Origin of the sequence: Oceanobacter mangrovi (assembly GCF_019740315.1) — a bacterium.
Classification (GTDB): domain Bacteria; phylum Pseudomonadota; class Gammaproteobacteria; order Pseudomonadales; family Oceanobacteraceae; genus Oceanobacter; species Oceanobacter mangrovi.
The window spans coordinates 526,806-550,237 of record NZ_JAHXZR010000003.1 but is presented as its reverse complement, the minus strand read 5'-3'; the positions used below and the strand labels follow the sequence as shown (position 1 = coordinate 550,237).

General features: G+C 56.1%; 18 protein-coding genes. 7 read left to right on the top strand and 11 right to left on the bottom strand.

What is annotated here, in order from left to right; translation table 11 throughout:
* The first annotated feature begins 17 nt into the window (after window positions 1–17).
* The 3 genes from cysK to K6123_RS09210 all read left to right on the top strand — a co-directional run bounded on the left by cysK (window position 18) and on the right by K6123_RS09210 (window position 2,324).
* Window positions 18–965: a cysteine synthase A gene (cysK, locus tag K6123_RS09220; RefSeq protein WP_221796906.1), complete on the top strand. Its 948-nt coding sequence runs from the start codon at window positions 18–20 to the stop codon at window positions 963–965.
* A 213-nt stretch (window positions 966–1,178) separates the two neighbouring features.
* Complete coding sequence (locus K6123_RS09215; protein WP_221796904.1) at window positions 1,179–1,703, top strand: hypothetical protein; 525 nt, start codon at window positions 1,179–1,181, stop codon at window positions 1,701–1,703.
* 30 nt (window positions 1,704–1,733) lie between these two features.
* Entirely contained in the window at window positions 1,734–2,324 is a 591-nt protein-coding gene (locus tag K6123_RS09210) for an alpha-ketoglutarate-dependent dioxygenase AlkB family protein (RefSeq protein ID WP_221796902.1), read from the top strand.
* On the opposite strand, the gene K6123_RS09205 is transcribed toward K6123_RS09210, so the two are convergent.
* The 9 genes from K6123_RS09205 to K6123_RS09165 all read right to left on the bottom strand — a co-directional run bounded on the left by K6123_RS09205 (window position 2,321) and on the right by K6123_RS09165 (window position 14,842).
* Window positions 2,321–3,391, bottom strand: a complete 1,071-nt coding sequence (locus tag K6123_RS09205; RefSeq protein WP_221796899.1) for a hypothetical protein — start codon at window positions 3,389–3,391, stop codon at window positions 2,321–2,323. The genes K6123_RS09210 and K6123_RS09205 overlap by 4 nt on opposite strands.
* A gap of 3 nt (window positions 3,392–3,394) precedes the next feature.
* Window positions 3,395–4,261, bottom strand: coding sequence for a cation diffusion facilitator family transporter (locus tag K6123_RS09200; RefSeq protein ID WP_221796896.1), 867 nt, complete (start codon window positions 4,259–4,261; stop codon window positions 3,395–3,397).
* A 114-nt stretch (window positions 4,262–4,375) separates the two neighbouring features.
* Entirely contained in the window at window positions 4,376–5,701 is a 1,326-nt protein-coding gene (locus tag K6123_RS09195) for a sensor histidine kinase (protein ID WP_221796894.1), read from the bottom strand.
* Window positions 5,702–5,703: 2 nt separating this feature from the next.
* Window positions 5,704–6,393, bottom strand: a complete 690-nt coding sequence (locus K6123_RS09190) for a response regulator transcription factor (RefSeq protein ID WP_221796892.1) — start codon at window positions 6,391–6,393, stop codon at window positions 5,704–5,706.
* Window positions 6,387–9,548: an efflux RND transporter permease subunit gene (locus K6123_RS09185; protein ID WP_221796891.1), complete on the bottom strand. Its 3,162-nt coding sequence runs from the start codon at window positions 9,546–9,548 to the stop codon at window positions 6,387–6,389. The genes K6123_RS09190 and K6123_RS09185 overlap by 7 nt, the downstream gene beginning before the upstream one ends.
* Window positions 9,541–10,872: an efflux RND transporter periplasmic adaptor subunit gene (locus tag K6123_RS09180; protein ID WP_221796888.1), complete on the bottom strand. Its 1,332-nt coding sequence runs from the start codon at window positions 10,870–10,872 to the stop codon at window positions 9,541–9,543. Before K6123_RS09180 ends, K6123_RS09185 begins: the two co-directional genes overlap by 8 nt.
* Window position 10,873: 1 nt before the next feature.
* Complete coding sequence (locus K6123_RS09175) at window positions 10,874–12,388, bottom strand: TolC family protein (RefSeq protein WP_221796886.1); 1,515 nt, start codon at window positions 12,386–12,388, stop codon at window positions 10,874–10,876.
* Window positions 12,389–12,510: 122 nt separating this feature from the next.
* A complete protein-coding gene (locus K6123_RS09170; protein ID WP_221796884.1) occupies window positions 12,511–13,659 on the bottom strand; it encodes a DUF4377 domain-containing protein in 1,149 nt (382 codons plus the stop codon).
* A gap of 37 nt (window positions 13,660–13,696) precedes the next feature.
* A complete protein-coding gene (locus tag K6123_RS09165) occupies window positions 13,697–14,842 on the bottom strand; it encodes a 1-acyl-sn-glycerol-3-phosphate acyltransferase (RefSeq protein ID WP_221796882.1) in 1,146 nt (381 codons plus the stop codon).
* 142 nt (window positions 14,843–14,984) lie between these two features.
* Between K6123_RS09165 and K6123_RS09160 the strand changes: the two genes are divergently transcribed.
* Entirely contained in the window at window positions 14,985–15,392 is a 408-nt protein-coding gene (locus K6123_RS09160; protein WP_221796881.1) for a hypothetical protein, read from the top strand.
* A 37-nt stretch (window positions 15,393–15,429) separates the two neighbouring features.
* Here K6123_RS09160 and K6123_RS09155 read toward each other — a convergent pair whose 3' ends face one another.
* Together K6123_RS09155 and K6123_RS09150 are read right to left on the bottom strand one after the other, a co-directional pair.
* Entirely contained in the window at window positions 15,430–17,505 is a 2,076-nt protein-coding gene (locus tag K6123_RS09155) for a response regulator (protein WP_246624720.1), read from the bottom strand.
* Between the two features lie 59 nt (window positions 17,506–17,564).
* Complete coding sequence (locus tag K6123_RS09150) at window positions 17,565–18,071, bottom strand: hypothetical protein (protein WP_221796879.1); 507 nt, start codon at window positions 18,069–18,071, stop codon at window positions 17,565–17,567.
* Window positions 18,072–18,273: 202 nt separating this feature from the next.
* On the opposite strand from K6123_RS09150, the gene K6123_RS09145 reads away from it, so the two are divergent.
* The 3 genes from K6123_RS09145 to K6123_RS09135 all read left to right on the top strand — a co-directional run bounded on the left by K6123_RS09145 (window position 18,274) and on the right by K6123_RS09135 (window position 23,431).
* Window positions 18,274–20,142: a response regulator gene (locus K6123_RS09145; RefSeq protein WP_221796878.1), complete on the top strand. Its 1,869-nt coding sequence runs from the start codon at window positions 18,274–18,276 to the stop codon at window positions 20,140–20,142.
* 50 nt (window positions 20,143–20,192) lie between these two features.
* On the top strand, window positions 20,193–20,450 hold the full coding sequence (locus K6123_RS09140) for a hypothetical protein (protein WP_221796877.1): 258 nt from the start codon (window positions 20,193–20,195) through the stop codon (window positions 20,448–20,450).
* 140 nt (window positions 20,451–20,590) lie between these two features.
* Entirely contained in the window at window positions 20,591–23,431 is a 2,841-nt protein-coding gene (locus K6123_RS09135; protein WP_221796876.1) for an insulinase family protein, read from the top strand.
* The last annotated feature ends 1 nt before the right edge of the window (window position 23,432 follow it).

Here is a 23,432-nt window from a genome sequence, read left to right as displayed (position 1 = left end):
AGGAACAGGAGCTTTCCGTGAAGGTTTATGAAGACATCAGCCAATCCATTGGCAATACACCGCTGGTTCGCATTCGCCATCTGAGTGACCACCCGCATATTTACGCCAAACTGGAAAACCGCAACCCGGCTCATTCAGTCAAATGCCGTATCGGCGCCAACATGATCTGGCAGGCCGAGCAAGACGGTAAACTCAAGCCTGGTATGGAAATCGTTGAACCGACCAGTGGCAACACGGGTATTGCGTTGTCGTTTGTTGGTGCTGCCCGTGGTTACAAGGTCACCCTGACCATGCCGGAAACCATGAGCATTGAGCGCCGCAAGGTAATGATGGCACTGGGTGCCAATCTGGTGCTGACCGAAGGTGCCAAGGGCATGAAAGGTGCCGTCGACAAGGCCGCTGAGCTGCTGGCAGAAGATCCGCAAAACCGCATCCTGCTGCAACAATTCGAAAACCCGGCCAACCCGGCGATTCACGAAAAAACCACCGGCCCGGAAATCTGGAACGACACCGATGGCGAAGTTGACGTGCTGGTTGCCGGTGTTGGCACTGGCGGTACCATTTCAGGTACCAGCCGTTTCCTCAAGCAACACAAGGCGATCACTGCGGTTGCTGTAGAGCCTTCTGCTTCGCCGATCATTACCCAGAAACGCGCCGGTCAGGACCTGACGCCAGGGCCTCACAAGATTCAGGGTATCGGCGCCAACTTCATCCCGGGCAACCTGGATATTGATCTGCTTGATCGCGTTGAACAGGTCGACAACGACGAAGCCATGGCAATGGCCCATCGTCTGATGGCTGAAGAAGGTATTCTGGCCGGTATTTCCTGTGGTGCAGCCATGGTTGCCGCATTGCGTCTGGCCGCAGAAGATGAATTCAAGGACAAGAAGATCGTGGTGATCCTGCCGGACTCCGGCGAGCGTTACCTGACTTCGCCACTGTTCGAAGGATTCTTCGACAAGTAAGACAGAATGGTACTATCTATGAAGAGGGACGCTTGGCGTCCCTTTTTCTTTTCTGGCCGCAGCCAGACACTGAATCAGCAACAGCCGCTTTTCCTTGATCCTGATTATCCAGAAAGGCACTAAAACCTGCGTTCTCTCCATCTATAAATTGACTATTCATATAACAACTATCTATATTCCGCTGCCCTATTTATTCATTAATCAAGGATGCGAATGATGAAATCCACAATGCTTTCTGCTGCCATCGCAGCTGCCCTGCTTTCCAGCACTGCCAACGCCGAGAACCTTGCCATTGGCATTGGCGCCGGTATTCCCTATGGCGGCATTACCGGTGCCAATATTTCCTACCAGGTGGCAGACCATGTCGACGCACTGGGAGCCCTGGGGTTGTCACTGGATGGCCTGGCCTGGGAAGTCGGTGGCCGAGCCTATTTGTCTGCCGCTCAGGAGAAGCATAAAGATTGGCGCCTGACTGCCGTATACGGCACCAACGCCGTGATCGAAACCAAGGTTTGTAGCTGGTGGGACTGTGAGTCTGAATACGAGTCCTTTAACGGCCTTACTCTGGGCGTCGGCTGGGGAACCCGTGCGGGTTACCGCGGCTGGAACTTCGACCTGCTTTACATCGTTACCACAGGTGCGGATGATCGTGCCGATGAGCTGCGTGATGAAGGTTATGAAGTCGATAAACAATCCAACGGTCTGGCACTGTCGTTCGGCTACCAGTGGGGGCTGTAACCTCACTCCGAATCTGACCGGTGTTCCGTCATGATTCAGCTGGATCATGGCGAAACCCTGTTGGATGGCTTGCTGGATTATTATCCGCAAGCCATCTGCGCGGCCGATCAACTACTCCGGCAACTGCTGACAGAACTGCCCTGGCATTCCGATACCATTACGGTTTACGGCAAACAGCACGTGATTCCACGCCTGCAATGCTGGCTCGGTGACCCCGGCCTGAGCTATTGCTATTCCGGTAAAACCCTCAGCACCCAACCCTGGCATCCATTGTTGCAACAACTCAATCAGGCACTGAACCAGAAGCTTGGGCTCAACAATAATTCCGTGCTGTGTAATCTTTATCGGGATGGCCAGGATGTCATGGGCTGGCACAGTGATAATGAGCCGGAACTCGGAGCTGAGCCGGTTATAGTTTCTGTCAGTCTTGGAGCCATACGGGATTTTGCCCTGCGCCGCCGCGGTCACAGCCGAATGGACTGTAAATTACCCTTGCCGCACGGCTCTGTACTGGTAATGCAGGCGGGGATGCAGCGCAGCTGGCAGCATTCCTTACCAAGACGAGCCGGGATAAGCCAGCCGCGGATCAACCTGACCTTTCGACGGTTAGTAACCGGTTAGTGTGAGATCACACTCTCAAGCCGGAACATGATCACCGGGGTGGTTTCGTAGTCCTTGCCACGTTCCCACACCAGCTCGGGGGCAAATTCGCCAAACACCCAGTCCTGATAGAGTTTGCGGCGATAACGCACGCTGGCGCTGTAGTTATAGAAAGTTGCGCCATCGGCAGTATCACCGGATGCCCCGGCAACATAACCCAACGCCGCTCGCGAACTCAGCTCGTGGTAAAGGCCACCACTGTAGCTGAGCTTGAAATAGTCGTCGTTGAGCAGGTAGGCTGCCTTGGCCTTGAAACGAAACAGCTTCTCGATATTGAGCGGATAGTCGAGCTGCAGGCTGGAGTCCTCACCCCAGCCCTTGCTGGTGTAATAGGAAACTGTTTGGGTCAGTTTCATCTTCCAGGCGTCCATATAGGCATAACGACGGGTACGGAAACGGGTGAAGGGATCTGGTGGCAGGCCCCAGTTAATGCCGGAGTCAATGCTGGTTTTCCATTGCTCGGATTCCTGCAGAATAAACCGCAGTGCCGCACTGTAGTTGTTGTTTTCGACGCTTTCGAATGGATCGGATTCCCGCGCCTCCTCATCTTCTGATTCCAGCAGCAGATTGAGGCGATCACTGATATTGGGCAATTCCAGTTTAACGCTGACGCTGAACTTGTAGTCGACCGGATCACCCAGCTCGCGGCGGGTATAAAAAGAGACTTTGGCACGACTGCCACGAACATCGTCGTTGAGGATGTCTTCGCTGAAAAAAGCGTCGACAAAAAAAGCGTCGAGATCCCCCGACAGGTTATCCAGATAGTCCGCGATCCAGTAGCGCGAACGCTCAACCATATCGTCGGTAACGCGGGTTTCTTCGGTGTAATGATCAGACGCCGGTTCCGAGCTTGCCAACGGCACCCGCACGCCCTGCTCTTCAACCAGCCGGGGTTCAAACCCCACCGCCAGTGCCACACCTGGCAGCAGCGTTAATAACAGCCCCGCCAGCAGCGACAACGACCACACTGTTACCGGCGCTAAAACGCCCGATAACAACAGTGACAACCGCATCCCGGCGCTATTCACCAATCAGACCGGGTCGTGGTGAACCAATATTTCGGCACGTGGGAACTGCCGTAAAATCGCGGCTTCCACTTTTTCCCCCAGATCATGAGCGACCTTGAGTGGCAGCTCACCATCGAGATCAAGGTGCATCTGGATAAACTGCACAGCACCGGACTGCCGCGTCCGCAGGTCGTGATAACCCTTGATACCCGCAACCGAATGAATAGCCTTATCAAGCAGCTCGATGTCTTCGTCCGGCATCGCCTGGTCCATCAGCACAGTCAGGGCCTCGCGAATGATTTCATAAACACTGTGCAGCAGCACTGCCGCAATCAACAGCGCCACCACGGGGTCGAGCCAGAATTGGCCAAACCAGGCAGCTACCAGTGCGACCACCACCGCCAGACTGGTCATGATGTCGCCGTAGTAGTGGGCTGAATCGGCTTTTACCGCCAGCGAGCCGGTTTGCTTCACCACCCAGCGCTGGTACATAACCAGCCCGCTGGTCATCAAGGTAGAGAACAGCATCACCGCGATACTTTCCGGTACTGCCGTCAGTGCCTGAGGATGCACCAGACGATCCATCACGTGAATCAGCAGCGCCGCAGCAGAGCCCAGAATAAAGGCAGACTGCACCAGCGCAGCCAGACCTTCAGCCTTGGAGTGACCGAACGGGTGATCGTCATCAGCAGGCATCAGTGCGTAACGCACCGCAAAAAAATTCACCACTGACGCTGCGATGTCCATCATGGAGTCCAGCAAGGAGGACAACACACTGGTGGAATCACTTACCAGCCAGGCGGCTACCTTGGCCACCAGCAGAATCGCCGCCGTGGCAATAGACGCCATGGCGGCGCGCTGAATCAGGGTCGAATGCGCAATCGCTGTCATAGTGTTGGTTCCGGCAACAGTTGGTCTGGATTATGCCAGATAGTCAGGCAACATGCTGCCCGCCATCCGAATTCGTCACACTGGCGCAAGCCGGATTGCTGACACAGCCGGGATTTATACGGGCGCTGCAGGCGGCTGATATTCGCGCAACTGCAAGCTGACCCGGTGGCCATCAGCACAGCTTTCGTTGCGGTAATCCCAGCCCAGCCGACGGGTCAGGTCCGCCGTCAGAATCAGCCCGAGGCCAAAGCCCTGATTACCTTGCTCCAGCGCCTCGGCAGTGGCCTGACTGATGTAGGACTCGTGGTTGTTGATCTGGATAAGCCCCTGCTGCTGACTGATCACCACCCGTCCTTCCCAGGTATGCTGAAAGGCGTTGCGAATCAGGTTACCCAGCACAATGCGTAGCGGCGTCAGCGGCAAGCGAGCCGACCAGTCATCGTCCAAATGCAGCTCCAGCACCACCTGCTTGTTATCCAATAGAAACGCCAGTTCTTCGGTTAGCTGCCGAGTCAATTCTCCCGGCGTCACTGCGCTGGCTGGCAGCGCCTCAATGTCATCACGACTCAACCACAGCAGGGTTTCGGTCAGCTGCGACATGGTAATCCCGGCTCGCTCCAGCCGATGCAGGGTCGATTCAACCCGGCTATCGGTCAGCGCCATGCCCTTGTCGGCCAGCCGTGACAACAGCTCGGTATTATTGCGAATTACCGCAATCGGCGTGCGCAGCTCGTGACTGGCGAACGATAAAAAGGATTTTTCCCGCTGCAGGCTTTGCTGCACCCGCGCCAGGCCACTGTGCATGATGCGGGCAAGCTCGTTGAGTTCGGTGTAGCCAAAATCGGGCAACGGCTGTTGCAGACCTTGCTGATCGAGTGTGTGGGTCCAGTCGAGCAATTTTTGTGCGGGCCGTGAAATCATCCGGTACAACAGCACCGCAATCGAAAACACCAGCAACAAGGCGGCGATGCCAATCATCCAGATGTCACGGCGACTCTGATAAAACTGCTCATCCACCACACTGGGTTCCTGTGGTCGCTGCAGGGTGGTCAGAATAAACCAGGTGCTACGCTTGCCCTGCTGCTGCACCTCATACGGCATGACGAAATGCAGCCTGTGTGGATAACTGCCACCGTCTTCAGCAACTGCCCGTGCCTTGTAGAGAACACCGGGTTCTTCCGGAATATTGCCAAAAGCGCTCTGATATTCTGCCGGTGCCTTGGTCCACTGATCGGTAATGAAATAGCCTTCATATTGGCCACTGGACAGCTGTCCACGCTGCTCCAGATGCTGCAAGGTAAGTTCCATGTCACGGCTCAACACCAAATCCATGCCACGCACCAGAAAGTCGGCCGTCAGCATTGAATAGCCAATCGCCAGCACCACACCCAGCAGCAGGAAGGCGGTGATCAGCAAGGTGCGCAGACGAATTCGTAACATTTTCAGCGATCGCCAGCCGGGGCTGTCGGGCAACGAATCACCACGCCCTGCCCGGTGATGGTTTCAATCAGGGCGATTTCGAAGTCACCATCGACGGCCTTACGCAGATTGAACAAGTGCACCTTGAGGGCATTGCTGTCTGGCTGTTCATCCCCCCAAACGGCGCGTCCCAGCTGTTCCCGACTGACCACGGCAGGCGACGCCTGCAGCAGACATTCAAGCAGCTTCCAGCCGGTTGGCGCTATTTTCAGGGGCTGGCCAGCACGCGTCACCTGATAACTGTCGAGATCCATCACCAGATCACCACAACTCAGACGGGTCGCCTGAGCGCTGCGACGTTTGGACAACGCCAACACCCGCAACACCAGCTCCTGCATTTCAAACGGTTTGACCAGGTAATCATCGGTGCCAGCCTGAAAACCTGCCACCTTGTCGGCCAGCTGATCACGGGCGGTCAGCATCAGCACCGGTGTCTGATCGCCTTGCTGCCGCAGCCGTTCACAAACACTGAGGCCGTCCAGCCGTGGCAGGTTGAGATCGAGCAAGATGACATCATAGTGGTTGTCGTTAATCAGATTCAGACCCGCCACACCATTGCTGGCGTGATCGCACTGGATATCCTCCAGCGACAGGTAGTCGATCAGCGTTGCCGCCAGATCAAGATCATCTTCAACCAGTAACACTGTCAGCATGCATTGGCCTCATCAGCATCGGCCGCCGCACGGCGGCCGAATTTGCGCATTAACCAGCGGCGGCCTTCATTACCGTCTTCCTGAATGGCCACCAGTGCCGGAATCAGAATCAGCGTAATCACGGTCGCAAACATGATGCCGCAACCCAACGATACCGCCGCCGGAATCAGGAACTGCGCCTGCATATCGGTTTCACCCAGCAACGGCATCAAACCGGCAAAGGTGGTAAACGAGGTCAGCAACACCGCCCGCAAACGATCACGACAGGCAGTGCTGATCGACTCATGGTTATGCACCGCACCGGTCTTCAGATCATTATAGCGGGCCACCAGCAACAGGCTGTCGTTCACCACCACACCACTGAGGGCGATGATGCCGTTGAAGGACTGAATGCCGAGCGCAATATCAAACAGCCAGTGGCCCAGAATCGCGCCGACGATACCAAACGGGATTGCCGTCATAATGATCACCGGCTGCACGTAGGACTTCAGCGGAATCGCCAGCAGCATATAAATCACCAGCAGCGCCAGCAGCGACAGTCCAATCATGCTCGACTGTGTTTTGGCCTGTTCTTCGGCTTCACCGGCAAAATGCATACCCAGGCCGGGGAAGGTTTTCTTCATCTGCGGCACCACATCACGCTTGATCATGCTGACCAGCTCGTTGGAGGAGATGATGTCCTTGTCGACATCGGCGGTCATGTAAACCGCCCGCTTGCCATCAATACGGGCAATAGACTTGCGTGAATAGCCATAACTGATGGTCGCTACCGCCGCCAGCGGCACCACGGTACCGTCACTGGTGCGCACCCGCGCACTGAGAACATCGGATGGATTCTGACGGTCGGCTTCCGGATAACGTACCTTCACCTCAATTTCATCGGCACCGCGCTGGTAACGCTGTACCACCTGGCCACTGAACGCCTGTAAGACCTGCTGCGCCAGCATTGCGGTGGTGAATCCCAGCGCTTCGCCCTGGGCGTTAAGCTTGAGGCTGACCTGCGGCTGGGTCGGATCAAGGTTGTCTTCCACCCCACTGACGCCGGGTATATTCAGCAATTGCTCGCGGAAAGCCTCACCGGCATTGGTTAACACGTCATCGGCACTGGCACGCAGCTCCAGCCGGAAAGCAGAAATATCATCACGGCGGGACTGGATCTTGAGGCTGCGGACACCTTCCGGATTTCCCACCAGCTGTTTCCACTTGCGGGTAAAGTCGGACAGGCTGTAAGGAGCATCTTCGGTCAGCTGCACGGTAATCGTGCCCGACTGATCCGACTCCGACATCACCTGCAAATAGGCCAGGCCATTGCCACCTAACGCCTTGTCGACTTCATAGGCTTGCTGTTCCATGGCCAGCAAATGACTGTGGGTAAGGCCATAACTGGCGTCCTGTTCCATGGTCAGGTTGGCTCGTACCGTGTCACCTTCCACTTCCGGGAAAAAGCTGATCCGTACCGCACCGGTAAACGGCATGCCGATCACCAAAACAAACAGGCCGATAAAGGCGATTGCTACGGCATAACGATTGGCCAGCGAAAAACCGATCACACGACGATAAATTCGCTCGGAGAACCATTGCAAACCACCATCACACTGACGCTGAATCCATCCCCAACCGCGAGCCAGCGGGTTGGTGCCCGGCTTGCGGTGAGTATTCAGGTGGGCCAGATGCGATGGCAGGATCAGCTTGGATTCCACCAGCGACAACAACAGGCAGATGGTCACGATGGAGGCGAACTGGCTGTAGAGCTGGCCCATATGCCCTTCGACATTGGCCAGTGCAAAGAAGGCGGCGACAGTGGTAAACACCCCAAACAGGGTTGGCACGGCTACCCGCAAGGTGCCACTGATGGTGTTGCGCAAGGTATCGCCATGGCGGCTGCGTTCGGTATAAATACTTTCCCCCACCACCACAGCATCGTCGACCACGATCCCCAGCGCCATGATAAAACCAAAGGTGGTCAGGGCATTAAGCGACAAGCCGGTCCAGGAATCCCCCATAAAATACAGGGTGCCAAAGAAGATAAACGGCAGTCCCATCGCCACCCAGAACGCTACGGTCAGGTTGAGGAACAACGCCAGTAGCAGGAACACCAGCAAAATGCCGCCAACGGCATTTTTGACCAACAGCTCCAGTCGCTGATTGATGTTTTTACTGCGGTCATACCAGGTTTCCAGCTCTACCGAAGCAGGCAGACGACCGTCGTCGATCCACTCCTTCACCACCGCCCGGGCCGCTACCACGGTATCGGAAATATCATCCTGACCTGTGGTGATCACCTGCAGGCCAATACTGTTCTTGCCCTGAAAGCGTGACAGCACAGCGCTGCTGTCGTCATAGGTATCGCGGATGCTGGCAACATCCCCCAGCAGCAGCTGTTTGCCCGACGCCAGGCTGATCAACGGCAGCTTTTCAAAGTCGGTGATCTGATACGCCTGCTCGGAAGCCTGCAATTGCAGGTACAGCTGCTTGCTTTTCAAAACAGCCGTCATGCTGGACGTAGAACCGGAATTGATAGCGTCTTCAACATCCGACAGTGTCAGCCCATAGGCCTGCAGCTTGCCTTCGTCTATTTCCACCACCATTTGAGGATCACGCCAACCGGCCTCGTCCACTGAGGTGATATCCGACTGCGCCAGCAGATCAGACTCCAGTTCAGCCCCCAGCATCTGCAAGGTATGACGATCAACGTCGCCGTAAAGCTGAATCCACAGCGAGTGTTCCTCGCGCTGGGCCTTGGAAATCACCGGATTCTTGGCATCGGCCGGAAAGCTGGAAATACCATCCACTGCCGCCCGCACATCCCGCATCAGGATATCGAGATCGTAGTCGCTCTGGCGTTCCACCGTGACCGTAGCCCCTGTGGTACTGGAGGTCGAGGTGACACTCTCGATGCCGACCACGCCACGCAGGGCCTCTTCAATCTTGATCGCCAGACCTTCTTCCGACTGTTCCGCCGAACCACTGTCGTAGCTGATCGATACCGTTACCGAATCCGGCTCCATGCTCGGAAAGGCCTCACGGCGCAGATCGCCCATCTGGAAAATGCCCAGCGCGATCACCAGGATCATCAGCAGGTTGGCGGCCACCGGATTGTCGGCAAACCAGCCGATCACTCCACCGCCGGTAAGCGGTTTGTTCGGATTACTCATAGCCAGCTTCTCCGCTGTGCTGCTGGTCATCCTGGGTCAAACCAGAAGCGCCAGCCTCGACCACTTTCGGCTCAACCAGCGAACCTTCGGCATAGCTCGACAGCGGCTGCATCACCACCAGCTGTTTGCCGGTCAGTCCTGCAGGCACCTGCACATAAATCGAACTGGCGTCCGAGAACAACACGCTGGCAGCACGACGTGCCAGCTGCTTGTTATCGCCAACAAACCAGATATCACCGCGCTGGCTCAGCGCCGAGGCTGGCAGTTTCCAGACCTGGTCAACCTGTTTGCCCTGCAGACTGATTTCCACAAAGGTGCCTGGCGGCAGGATTGGCTGTTGCTCAAATGGCTTGTCGAGCGCGACGATCAAGGAGCGCTGGCGGGTATCGGTATCCAGATGTTGTTCCACCCGGTTGACGTAACCCTGCCATTGATAGCCAGATTCCACCGCGCGTATCTGTACCGGCCAACGCTGCTTCTGCAACGTCAATCCATCCGGCAGCATCAGCCATTCACGTTCGGAGAAGGCCACCGGAATTTCGATACGATCCGTGCTGTAGAGGCTCGCCACTTCACCACCGGTGCTAACATAACCGCCCGGAATCAGGCTACGGTTCACCACCAGCGCGTCAAACGGCGCTGTAATTCGGGTTGATTGCAGATCCTTGTTGGCAGCTGTCAGGCTTGCTTGTGCCGTTGCCAGAGCAGCTTCGGCGGCCTCCAGCTGTGGTTTTCGCAACAGTAACGGAGAGTCCGGTTCACCATCTAATCCGGCGGCTTGCCAGTCGGCCGCAGCCTGCTGATATTCACGCTGTTCTTCCAGCAAGGTGACTTTGGCATCAGCAAGGTTTTGTCTGGCAGTGGCCACCGCCGAGCGGTAATCACTGTCTTCCAGCTGCGCCAACAGCTGATTACGCTTCACCAGAGTGCCGGATTCGAAGTCGGCCGCCAGCGATTCCACCACGCCACTGACTTTAGCGGTCAGTGTCAGTTCAAAGCGGGCTGACGCTGCACCATAACCGCTGAGCTGGGCCTGATACTGGCCAGCAGTGGCTTCAACCACACGAATATTGGCAGCGTCGGTATTGGTGGCGGGCTTGCTGCCGGACGGCTTACCCGCAGGCTGACCGGTTGCTGCTCCTGATGACGCCGGTCCTGATGACGCCGTCGGTGCTCCACCAGGCTGTCCGCCGGGCATCGGTCGACTTGACTGCGCCGCCATCTGGCTGCTGTTCCAGAACCAGACGATTGCGACAAAAACGACGGCAACACCAACCCAGACAAATTTGACTGACGAGGATGAGGGGGATTGTTGGGCACTCATCTCAGCGAGCCTCCGATGCATCTGACAGGGTTGAAGTGGTGGACAGGTTGGATTGATTCGAGCTAACACCCGGCAGGCCAAGCGCCAGTCCCAGAGTGATACGGTTATTCAGACGTTGATAGGTCAAGCTGTTGAGCTGGCTTTGCTGGCTGTAGCGGCTCTGCTGTACGTTCAACAGTTCCAGCAGTGTTGCCAGCCCGGCGCGATAGCGTTGCTGATAGCGTTGTTCGTTGCGAATGGCCGTCTGCAACGATTGTTCGGTCGCGGCTTGCTGAAGCTGCAGTGAGCGTTCAAGGTCGAGTGCATTTTCGACTTCCTGCACCGCAGTCAGCAGGGTTTCTCGATAGCTCTGGGCTGACTGGGCAGCGCTGTATTCCGCCGCGTCAGCCGCCGCCTGCAAGGCACCGGCGCGAAACAGCGGTGCTGTCAGCTGCCCAAGAATGGTCCAGACCGGATTATCGAACAGTGCCGCCGACGGCGAGCCACCGGAATCTGACAACGAGGCCGACAAACTGATACTCGGCAGCATGTCCTTATAGGCGATATCAACACGCAGCTCGGACGCTTTCAGCGCATGCCAGGCGGCCAGTAAATCCGGCCGCCGCGCCAGTGTCTGTTCCGGCAGTTCGATCAAGGGCATACCAACGGCAGGAAAATCCGTCGGAATGGTCAACCCCAGAGCGGCGAGTTCGGTATCGTCGGCCAGTCCCAACAGCGTCCGCAAACTGCGTTTGGCCGCCACCAACTGATATTGATTGTCGGCCTGGGTGGCTTCGGCACTGGCCAGCGAGGTGCGAGCGCTGTCGAGGTCATCCAGCTCGCCAATACCGGAACGATAACGGCTGAGGATGGTTTGTTCGTTATTCCGCAAGGTGACCAGCAACTGCTGCTGAATACTGATCGCCTGCTGCAGCTGGATCAGCTGCAACCAACCAGACATGACTTCGGCCACCAGCGTGTCACGGGCGGACTGAAAGGTCGCCAGCTGTTCAGCAACATCTTCGCTGGCAGCTGAACGGTTGTCTGCCAACTGCGCCCACAGGTCCAGTTCCCAGCTGACACTGACTGCAGCATTGAAGCTGTTGCCAGAGTCCTTGCTGCGCTGACCCGAAAACGACAGATCCGCTTCCGGCCAGCCATTGGCATCGGTCACTCGTCGCTCAGCACGGGTTTTACGTAAGGTATACAGGGTCTGCTGCAATCCCGGATTGGCTGTCAGGCTCTGCTGTACCAGTTGTTCCAGCTGCTCGCTCGCCAGCAGTGCAAGAATACTGCTGCTGTCCGCAGTGTTAGGCGCAGAGTTGTCGTCAGCAGGCTGGGCAGCCTGCCAATGGGCCAGCTGCGACTGCTGTTGCTGGATATCCTGCTGATAACCCGACTTGTCGGCAAAGGAGCTGCAACCACTGACAGTCAGCAGCAAGAGCAGCCCGGACAGGTGTTTGATGCCCATGGAAGGTAAGGGGATTTTGTCAAAGTGCCCTGGCGGCATGGTGGCAGCTCCGGTGCGATAATCCATTCGATGAATGCTGCATCATACCTGCATTAGCGTTAATACAGGGTTAACAGTCGCACCAGCGCAATTGACGCCAGGTAAAGAAACGCAAAGTGGCCGCAGAAGGCAGCCACCATCAAGCGGCATCAGATGCCCCAGGTTACTTCATCAAAGCTGCTGATACAGGACTGGAAGGAAGTCAGGGATTCCCGCTCACAGTCATAGTCCGTCGCCACCAGCGTGCCGTCGGAATCCACGTACACCTCTACCAGCATGTATTTTTCCGTCACATCGTCGTCGAGGTCACTGATTGCATCATTGATGTCATCACAGTAGCTGTGGGAGCTACAGTCCATTGAGATGCCTTCATCATAGAGAGTGATATAGCCGCCGCTGCTTTTGCTCAGGCCACTGGCCCGCAGCACAATACGATAATCGTAGCTGCTGCCAAAGCGCTCATCCGGGCTGTCATCGTCTTCATCCAATACCGCTGCCGTAATAATGCCGCCGTTGCTGACGGTTTTGACCACATCGATATGGTAGCGATAACCCCAGCTCGGGCTGAAGTCTTCGATATCATCTTCCAACGGCAACAGTTCCCAGTCATCCGAGCTGTTGACCTTGAACAACAGGCACAGCATGGGTTCGGACAAACCGCAGTCGGATTGCACCGGCGCTATGTACCAGGAAACATTGGTTTCACCTTCACAGTCGCTGGAGAAGTCATCTTCGGAGGCGGCACAAATCACCGAATCAAGGCTGATGCCTCCTTCACCATCGACACTGAACTGCAGCTGGGTTACGTAGGCATTGGAGACTGCACTGTCGAGGTCATCACAGGCGGTGTTACAGGCAAAGTCGACTTCACTGCCCATTTCCCAGTTATCGGCATCCAGCGCGTAGACAATGCCAACGTCGCTATAGAGCGTCAGTGCAAAGCTTTCTTCAGCAGCACTGACCGCGACGGCGCTTTTGGTCGATTTGTAGGTGTAGCCGTCAGGGTCGCCGTTGTCGTCGTAGGAGATGGTGACGGTGGCGGTGTAGCGATAGCCCCAGAGGAAATCATCAAGGCCGCTGAAAGGAACGTCGGCGACTTCCCAGCTGTCATCGGTATCTTCCCGCACACGGAAGCACAGGCTGGTACTGTTGCTGTCACACTGTTCCTTGTAATAGTCGATGTAGAGGGTTTTGGTTTGGTCATCCCAGTGACGCCCGAGCTCCGGGCAACCACTCAACATCAGGCAGGACAGCAATAACGCCATTCCTGCGACAATCCGTTTGCTTACAGCCAACATAGAGTTTCCTGCGCCGATCAAGCTCGGCGGCCGAGATTTATTCTGTGTAACCGTGTTGCAGCAGGATTGGCATGGCGTAACCCATCAGCACCTGCCGACGAACATCACGGTCTTCGTGTTCAATACGTTGCAGCAGTCGATTTTCCAGCTCAGTGCTGACCATCGCCGCCTTGAGTTCGGTATGACTACCAAATTCACGCTGCAACAGACCGAGCGCCGCATTGTGCACCGGTAATATTTCAGTCATATCACGAATTTGCTGGTCAATGGCAGCCGCCATGGTATCCGCCGACTCCATTTCGACAGCCGTCAGCGGACGACCAAAATCGACATGCACCACGCCTTTATGCCCAGTAATACCGGTCAACAGGCTGCGGGTGTCTTCGCCGTCTTCCTTGCTGTAACTGCCATAACGGGCACGAGCTACCAACTCACGCGCCTTCATGACATCACACGGGTCCCATTCGTACTGGATACAGACCGGCACCGGCCGCAAGGCCGTCATGCTGGCGCAAAAGTCTTCGGAACGCTCACGCCCCTGCAACGCCATCATTTTCAGCACGGCGGTATCGGTCTGGTCGATACCGTTCTTGGCCCGACCTTCACGCTGGGCAATCCACACCGAACCCGGTTCATCGAGAGTAAAACGGATGAAATTGGACAGCTTCTGCAACGCCGCCAGTTTCTCACGCTTGTTGGTAATGTTGCGTTTAACAATGAAAGACTTGTTCAAACGCATCACATCTGCAACATCGGGGTGGCTCAGCAGGTTGTCACCAATGGCAATGCGCGAGGTTGGCCAGCCGGCTATATGCAGCGAATAGTTAATCAGGGTTGGATCCATGGCGATATCGCGATGGTTGGAGATCCACAGATGGCCCTGATTCGGTGCCATACTATCAAGCCCGCGCACCACCACATCCGTGGTAGTTTTGGCCAGCAGCTTTTCCACCCATTTACCCATCCAGACCTGAAATTGCTGCACTGTCTGAACATCCGCCATCTGGCGCTCCAGCAACTTGCGGGCAAGCGGCAGCATCAGCTCGCGCAGCCAGTGCGGCAAGAACCCCAACCGGTACTTCAGCAAAGCACGATGGAGAGTCTCGGAACGACAAATACGATCCAGTACGACAGCAACTTCATCATCCTGGTAGGGGCGAATATCGGCGTATAAATCTTGCATTGGAGTTTGGGAGTTCAGACAGAAAAAAGGCGGCGTGGATGATGCCTGAAGTCGACGCTCCTGTTAAGGCGAATTCGGGACTGTGGTAGTGTAAAGGCCGTTTTATTGAGCAGTGTCGCTCTATCTTTCGTGGAGAATCCCGATGATCGAACAATGGCAACCGGCCAGCAGCAGTAGTTCCGGCCCTGATGCCAGTACCCTTGGCCGCCTGATCAGTGTGATCCCGGCCGAGCTGTCAGCTGGCCTGCAATTAACCCAGAATCAACAGGACGCCAGCGACCTGCAACAGGCCAAACTCTGGACCCAGCTGGATGAAAGCCAGTGGGCCAATGTCTGGAGCCAGCTGAGTCTGCAACAGGTGTGGCAGGTAGCCGTCTGGTACGTCTGTGCTGAGCAGCAGTTTGACGGCTGGCATTGCGGCAATCGTAATCCCGCCATCTGGGCATTCCGCTGGTTGAAACAGCAGGGTCAGGCCGCCAGCAAGGACTCAATCCGTACCATCAAAAGCATGACCAGTAACCGCTTTATTCCTTACGGCAGCGTGCTCTGAGCGTTTGTAAACCCGGCGTTAGCATGCTTAGAGGCAATCAGCGGTGAATTACCGGTGCCAGAAACTCCGGTAATTCACGCCGCAAATCTTCCAGCCGGATCGGTTTGGCCAGATAACCGTTCATACCCACCGCCTCACATTCGGCCTTGCGATCCGCCATCACATCGGCGGACAAGGCCACAATCGGCAAGGCGACCAGCCCTTGCCGTTGCTCGCGCTGGCGAATCTCCTGACAGGCCTGCATGCCATCCATCACCGGCATATGACAGTCCATCAACAGCAGATCAAATTCCGCCTCGGCACTCTTCTGTACCGCCTGCTGGCCGTTATCAACAATGGTGACCTCACAGCCCAGCCGTTTCAGCATCTGGCCAGCGACTTTCTGGTTCACCGGGTTATCTTCCGCCAGCAGAATCCGACAGCCTTGCAGTACGTCAGCGTTATCCGCAAGGACCGGTGCCACCTGTTCGTCGTGGCGACGGTGAAGATAACGACTGGCGCGGGTAATCAGCTGGGGCACCGGCAAGGCAGTATGCAGTAGCACGTTCAACAATTCTTTCAGGTTGCTCTGGCTGATCGGCCAGTCCCAATAGGCGCCAATGCCCGCTGCCAGCAGCTCGTTCTTGCCAGTGGTCAACACATCCGGTGACGACAGCCCAACATGCATCTGCCGTTGCTGCAACAGGCGACGGAATTCAGCCGGACTTTCTTCGTAACAGCGTTGGGAAATCACCAGCAAGGCGGGCTGCTCATTGGCCAGCAACGGTAATAGTTCAGCGGCACTGGTGAAATCGCGGCTCATCATATCCATGCTGCGAGCCACCGAAATCAACAGGGTGCGGTTGACCAGCAGGTCATCGACGATCCAGATGGATTTTTCGGTTGGCAGCAGCGTGGCAGGTTGCGGTTTCTGCTCACAAACGGCCACCGGCAAGGTAACATCAAACCAGAAGTTAGAGCCAATGCCAGGGCTGCTGACCACGCCAACGTGGCCATTCATCAGTTTTGCCAGCCGCTGACAAATACTCAGCCCCAGACCACTGCCGCCTGCATCCGCCGAAATACGGCCATGAGCAAAGCTGTATTCCTCAAACAGCGCCATCACCCGGTTGGCACCAATCCCAATGCCCGAGTCTTCCACCGAAAAACGTAATTGCACCGAACTGTGCAGATCGCGCACCAGCGCCACGCGCAGCAAGACATGCCCTTCGCGGGTGAACTTGATGGCGTTGTTGAGGTAGTTGATCAGAATCTGGCGAATCCGCATGGGATCGCCAACCAGCTTGTCAGGCAGCTGATCGTCAACAAAAGACTGTAATGACAGGCGCTTTTCCTGCACCTTGCCAGACACCATATCGAGCAGGTTTTGCACCAGCTCAGGCAGATCGAACACTTCCTCTTCCAGGCTCATCTTGCCGGCGTCGATACGGGAAATGTCGAGGATATCGTTGATGATCGCCAGCAAATGTTCAGAAGAACTCTGGATCACTCGCTGAAAACCCTGCTGTTCCTCGTTGAGATCGGTCTGCTCCATCAACGACACCATGCCCAGCAAGCCGGTCATGGGGGTACGGATCTCATGACTCATACTGGCGAGGAAACGGCTTTTGGCCAGATTCGCCCGCTCAGCCTGATCCTTGTCAGCAATCAGCTGCTGACGGCTGACAGCAATGCGAGTGAGATCATGCACCACCACCATCACTTGTCTTTCACCGTCCGAACTGATGCCGGTCAGAAGAATTTCACTAGCGCTGAGACCATCTTCATGAAGCACTTCAAAAGCATCGGGAGCGGCGCCTACCAGCGCGCCCTGAAAGGCTTGCAAGAAATAATCACGACTGCTTTCAGGCAACAAATCTATGAACAGCGCGTCATCGCGCAGATCCAGACCCGCCCCGGCGTGGTTGAATTCCAGTATTTTGCCGCCAGCATCGAGCCGTACCAGCAAGTCCGGGCCTTGCCACCACCAGGCCATACGATTGCGATTCTGCTGATGCAGACAGCGGTTATCACGTTCCAGCTGGCGATTGCGCAACAGCAGCCAGGCAGCGACCAGCAACAACAATAGCACCAGCAGGATGCCTAGCCAGTAATATACCGAGAGTTCTGCCATCACCTGTAAATCTGCCTTCCCTGAGACTGCGCCCGCGTTTATTAACCGCAGGTATTATGTCATGCCGGTCGTTGGGCAGGGCTTTCACTCATGTCCAACAAACCGCTGAAGCGTTTCTGTTCTGTTGGCCATTGTATCCGACACCAGCCATCTGTGCTCACCCCAACCGGCGTGTCGGCACTGGCAAGAATACAGAGGATTTCCGGGCTTTCGGCATCACGCCGCAAGCGGTTGAACGCCTGCACCATATCCTCACCCGATACCACCACCGCCGACGGCTGTTGTTCCGCCAGCGCATAGCCAAATTGCATCGGATCGGCAGCAACCATCGGGTCCCAACCCGCCCGGCGGGCGGTAGACGCCAACTCGGCGGCCAGATCTTCCGGCTCAGCCATAATCAGCAATGTTTTACCGTGCTCACGCAATTCATCGGGCACCGGCATCTGGTTGCTTTGCAGGAAACTGATAAAGCCCGGCAGCGGAATACGGTTATCCCCACGCCCCGGCAATTTGTACGCTTCCAGGTGACCGCGCTCAATCCAGCGGATCACAGTTCTGAAATTCACACCACAATATTTGGCCACTTCACCTGTGGTAAGAGCTTGTTTTCCCCTCACGACACCGCCCAGCCTGTCTGTTACTTTGATTTCAGTATAGATAGCCTTTGGTCTTTGCAAGTCCAAAACAGTATTCTGATAGAGGAAAGATCAGCAAAGCATGAGATCTGAACCGTCAGGTCTTTTACGCGTGGATGAGGAATTACACAGCGTGACGCAAACCGTATTGCTAGTGGACGACGAGCAGGGAATTTTACAGGCCGTATCAACGATTCTGCGGCAGCAAGGCTTCACGGTCCTGACAACCACCAGCCCGATCGAAGCCCTGCAACTGTTGCAGGATCGTGCCGTGCACTTGTTGATCAGTGACTATCGTATGCCAGAGATGGACGGCCTTGAGTTTTGCCGTCAGGCCCGCGACATCAGCCCCGGCAGTTACCGTATCCTGCTCTCCGGCAAGGTCGACAACACCACCTTGCGACACGCTCGCCAGAACGGCGATATTCACAAGTTTATTGCCAAGCCCTGGGATAACCAGCAATTGCTGCTCGATGTCGAGGAAGGCCTCAGTCAGGCCGTGCTGATGCGCCGCTTGCTGAACCTGAAAGCGGCGGTCAACAGTTGCCAGCTGACCATGATCACCGACCGCAACTGGATTATCCGACTGGCCAACAAATCGATTTGCGAGGCGCTGGGGCAGACCGAGAGCAACCTGATTGGTCGCAACCTGTTCGCCAGCGCCATCAGTAACATGCCGGTGGCACTGGAAGCGGCGGTCACCCAGCAGGTTGAAAGCGGCCAGACCTGGCTCGGCTATTTCAACTTGCAGGACCAACAACAGCAGCAATTATCGCTCTGGACGTCCATTACAGCGCTTAGCGAAGACTACTGCATTTGTATGTTCGAGCAGCCCAGCATGGCGATTACACAGCGCTCAGAAAGTCACGAGCTGCAACGCTTTGCCGGTCACCACCAGCTCAGCCTGCTGGAAAGTTTTATCAGCCAGTCTGAAGGCATCAACTGTCTGTTTTCGGTGGTTTTCGACGCCGCTGAAGTCAATAACTCGGACCTGTCGAGTTTCTGCCTGGCACGCCTGATTCAAGCCGCTGGCCATCAGCAGACGATTTTTCGTCCCGATCATCACATCTTTTTATTGCCACTGGTTACGGATGAAAAATCCACCAAATGCGCACCGGAACTGCGGCAACAGATCGCTCATCAATTCGAACAGGCAATCCGGAGCCAGCACGGCGAACATCGCCTGACACCACATATCCAGTGCTATGTGATTGATCTGGACAATAACGACAGCCCCAATCCGATTGACGCCATCCGCCAGCAATTACAGCAAGCAGCTGAGGCACAGGATCCGGCGCCACTGCCAGCCAGTGAACAGTCCGCCGTCGACGAAGAGCGCAGCCGACTGGAGCAGGAATGCCAGAACTACCGCGCCAACCCGGTGTTCAACCCGATGGGCGGACTAGTCGGGCTGGAGCTACTGCCGGAATACATGCACGACAAACAGCTCTGTCATATCTGGCTCGAAACCATGCACAAACAATGGCGTAAACAATTCGCCACCACGATGCGAGTCGTTATTCGTATTGACAGCCTGACCAGCGAACACTGGACTGAAATGAGCCTGTGCATTGCCAGCTGGATAGCTGAAAACCCACAGAGCAATCCCCAGTGGGTGGTGATCGTCCCCTGGCAGTTCGACAGCCTGCCAGCGCCACAAAGCAATGCCAACCTGCGACGGCTGGGCATTGAGCTGATGCTGGAAATTGACGTACCGGAACCCGGCCAGCGAATTCCCGGATTCCGTACCCTGCAGCAGCTGGACTGCACCGGTTTTGCCATGCCGCCGGAAGTCCTCAGCTACTGGCGTCGCCAGACTGCGGCTGGCTCATCGGCGATTCGTCAGCTGATCGAACATGGCAAATCCGTCTATGCCTATAACATCAGTTCGACCGAAGCACTGGCCGCCGCTCATCAAAGTGGTGCCGACTGGCTTGGTGGCACCGCACTGTCTCGGCCGATTGGCGCCCATCAGCTGCACTGGTTTGCCACTGATGACTGATTTCCCGGTGGCCAGTCATGTATCATGGCCGCCCAACAGGAGGACCGCCCGTGAATAAAGACCAAGCCTACCACCAGATTGCACTCGCCTGTCTGAAGACCCTGCGTAACACCAACGCCAGCAGCTCAGACGCCGTGACCGAGCTGTACGACACCATCGACGCCGCTTTCCAGCAACAATTTGCACTGCTGCTGGCGGAGCTGGAAGAAAATCGCGACCGTCTCAATCGCATTTGTGAGCTCGACCCTAACACTTGTACACTGGCCGACGCCCAGGCCATTGCCGAGATTCGTGGTACCGCCCACTGAACCCGACCGGAAGCCAGCCAGTCGGCTGTTTTCCGTGTCACCCAACCGGACCAGCCCAGCACGCTGACTCAGGAGCCAACATGCTTTCGCCTCGATATTGGGCCTTTTTAATCATTGTCCTTGCAGCCATTGGATATTCCATGTTCAAACCAGATTCGCAATCCGACAATGCCAGTGCCGCCCCTGCTTCAGCGACACCCGGCTGCACCGACACCGCGCCCTGGAACTGCCGCAGCGCTGACGACCAGAGTCTGATCGTCAGCCCCGCCGATCCGTTCAGCTACCAACAGCTGCAACTGGATAACGGCCTGCAGGTGCTGCTGGTATCAACGCCCAACACCGACAAGGCTGCCGCAGCGATGACAGTCGCCACCGGTAGCGGCGATGATCCGAAAGGCCGCGAAGGCCTCGCCCATTTCCTCGAACACATGTTATTTCTCGGCACTGAGCCATATCCACAAGCCGGTGAATATCAGGCCTACATCAGCCGCCACGGTGGTAATCACAACGCCTTCACCGCCAACCAGCAAACCACCTATTTCTTCTCGATTGATAACGACGCCATGGCCGGCGCGCTGGACCGCTTTGCGCCCTTCTTCATTTCGCCAACCTTCGACGCCGCCTATGTCGATCGTGAAAAGAACGCCGTCAACGCCGAATACACTGCCAAGATCCGGGATGATTTCCGCCGTATCTATTCAGCCGAAAAACAGGCCTATAACCCGGATCACCCCTATTCGCACTTTTCGGTCGGCAACCTCGACACCCTCGCTGACCGTCCCAACAGCAAGGTGCGTGACGACCTGATCAATTTCTACAACAGCCATTACAGCGCTGATCGCATGACGCTGGTGCTGGCCGGCAACTATCCGCTGGAACAGCTCAAGCAATGGGCCAGCAGTCATTTCAGCGCCGTACCCAAGCGCCAGGTTGAAGTCGTCGATTCACAGCCACCGCAATTTGTGCCCGGCCAGCTGCCACTGGATATGAACATTGAGCCAGTGAAGGAAATCCGCCGCCTGCAATTCACCTTCCCGATGCCGGAAAGCCAGTCGCTGTATGAATCCAAGCCACTGAGCCTGCTGTCGAGTCTGATTGGTCACGAAGGTGAAGGCAGCCTGCTGGCGTTGCTGAAAGAAAAAGGCTGGGCTGAAGGACTGAGCGCCGGTCGCAGCATCAACACCCGTTTTGAAGCCAACCTGGTGATTCAGGTGCAGCTGACCCAGGCCGGTCTGCTGCATGTGGAAAACATCACCCAGATGCTGGAACACTATTTTGGCCTGCTGAAAAAAGGGCCGCTGCCACAGTACCTGATGACCGAGCAAGAGCAGCTCAACGAAATCGCCTTCCGCTTTATGGAACATGGTTCACTGTCGGATTACGCTGTGCGCCTGAGCAGCAATATGCAACTGTATCCGGTGCCGCAGATCATTCACGGTGATTATCTCGCACTGCCGATCAGCCAGACCAAACTACAACCGTATCTGGACGCGCTCAGCATGAACAATGTGCTGCGTACCCTGATTGCACCCGGTGTTGCCACTGATACGTCAGATCCCTGGTACAACACACCAATGCGTATCCGGCCGATGGATTACCAGCCAGACCAGGTCGTCACCAAAGACCTTGAGCAGCTGAGTCTGCCAGCGCCAAACCCCTTTATTCCAGAACATTTCGGCCTCAATCAGGAACCAGAACAAACCATCCCGTCGAAACTGATCGATCAGGATGGCCAGCAGCTCTGGTATTACCCTGAGCATGAATTCAAGCAGCCGAAGTCGCGCATCCTGATCGAGTTACAGCACGCTGATAACGCCAACGCGCGCAGCATGGCTATTGCCCAGCTCTATACCCGCGCAGTCAACGAAAATCTCAGCAGCTACAGCTATCCCGCCCAGCTGGCCGGACTGGCCTATAACCTGGTGCCAAGGGCCGACGGTTACCAGCTGCTACTGTCCGGTTACGAAGACAAGCTGCCAGAATTGCTGCAGCGGATTCTCGACAGCATGCAACACCTCAGCCTCACCGACGAACAGTTCGAGCGTTACAAGGCGTCGCTGAAGCGACGGCTGGAAAATGCGCTGAAGTCGAAGCCTTACGAGCGTGGACTGGCGGAACTGAAACGCTGGATCAACACCCCCAGCTTCAGCGAAGCCGAATTACTGGAAGCACTCGACAGCATCAGCCGTACCGATGTCGAAGTACTGGCAAATACCCTCAAGGGCCAGACCACCAACCGTATTTATGTACATGGAAGCATGAGCGCCGACGACGCTACCAAGGTGGCGGCGCAAGTGAACAGTTACTACCCGGGCAACCCGGATGATCAGGCGATTCGCGATGTTGTCCACTTGCCAGAAGGCCAGTACGTCAAGGACCTGCAGCTGGATCACGACGACGAAGTCATGGTGCTGTACCTGCAAGGGCAGGATAACAGCGACCATAACCGGGCTCGTTTTGCGCTGCTGGGCCAGATGATCAGTGCGCCTTATTACCAGTACATGCGTACCGAACAGCAGCTGGGTTATATCGTTTTTGCTGCTGCCTTCCCGCAACGTAGCGTGCCAGGGCTGATCTTTATTGTGCAGTCGCCTGCCGCCCAGCCAGCCAACATCCTCAAGCACAGCGAGATCTTCTGGAAGACCTATCAGGACACCCTCGCCAGCATGAGCGAGGAAGAGTTCACCAGCTTCAAGGAAGGCTTGATCAGCCGTTTGCTGGAGCCCGCCAATAACATGGGTGAAAAAGCCGACCGCTTCTGGGCCAATCTGGATATGAACCGCACCAGCTTCGACAATAACGAAGCCATTGCCGCCGAAGTGAAGCAACTCAGCCTTGCAGAAATCCAGCAGTTGTATCAACGTCTGATTATTGACGCTGAAGTGCCCCGGGTGATGTTCAGCCAGGGCCAGCCGGTTGACTGGCAGCCACTGGATCAGGTGATCCGTGAGCAACAGCCAACCTACAATCTCAAGCAATAAC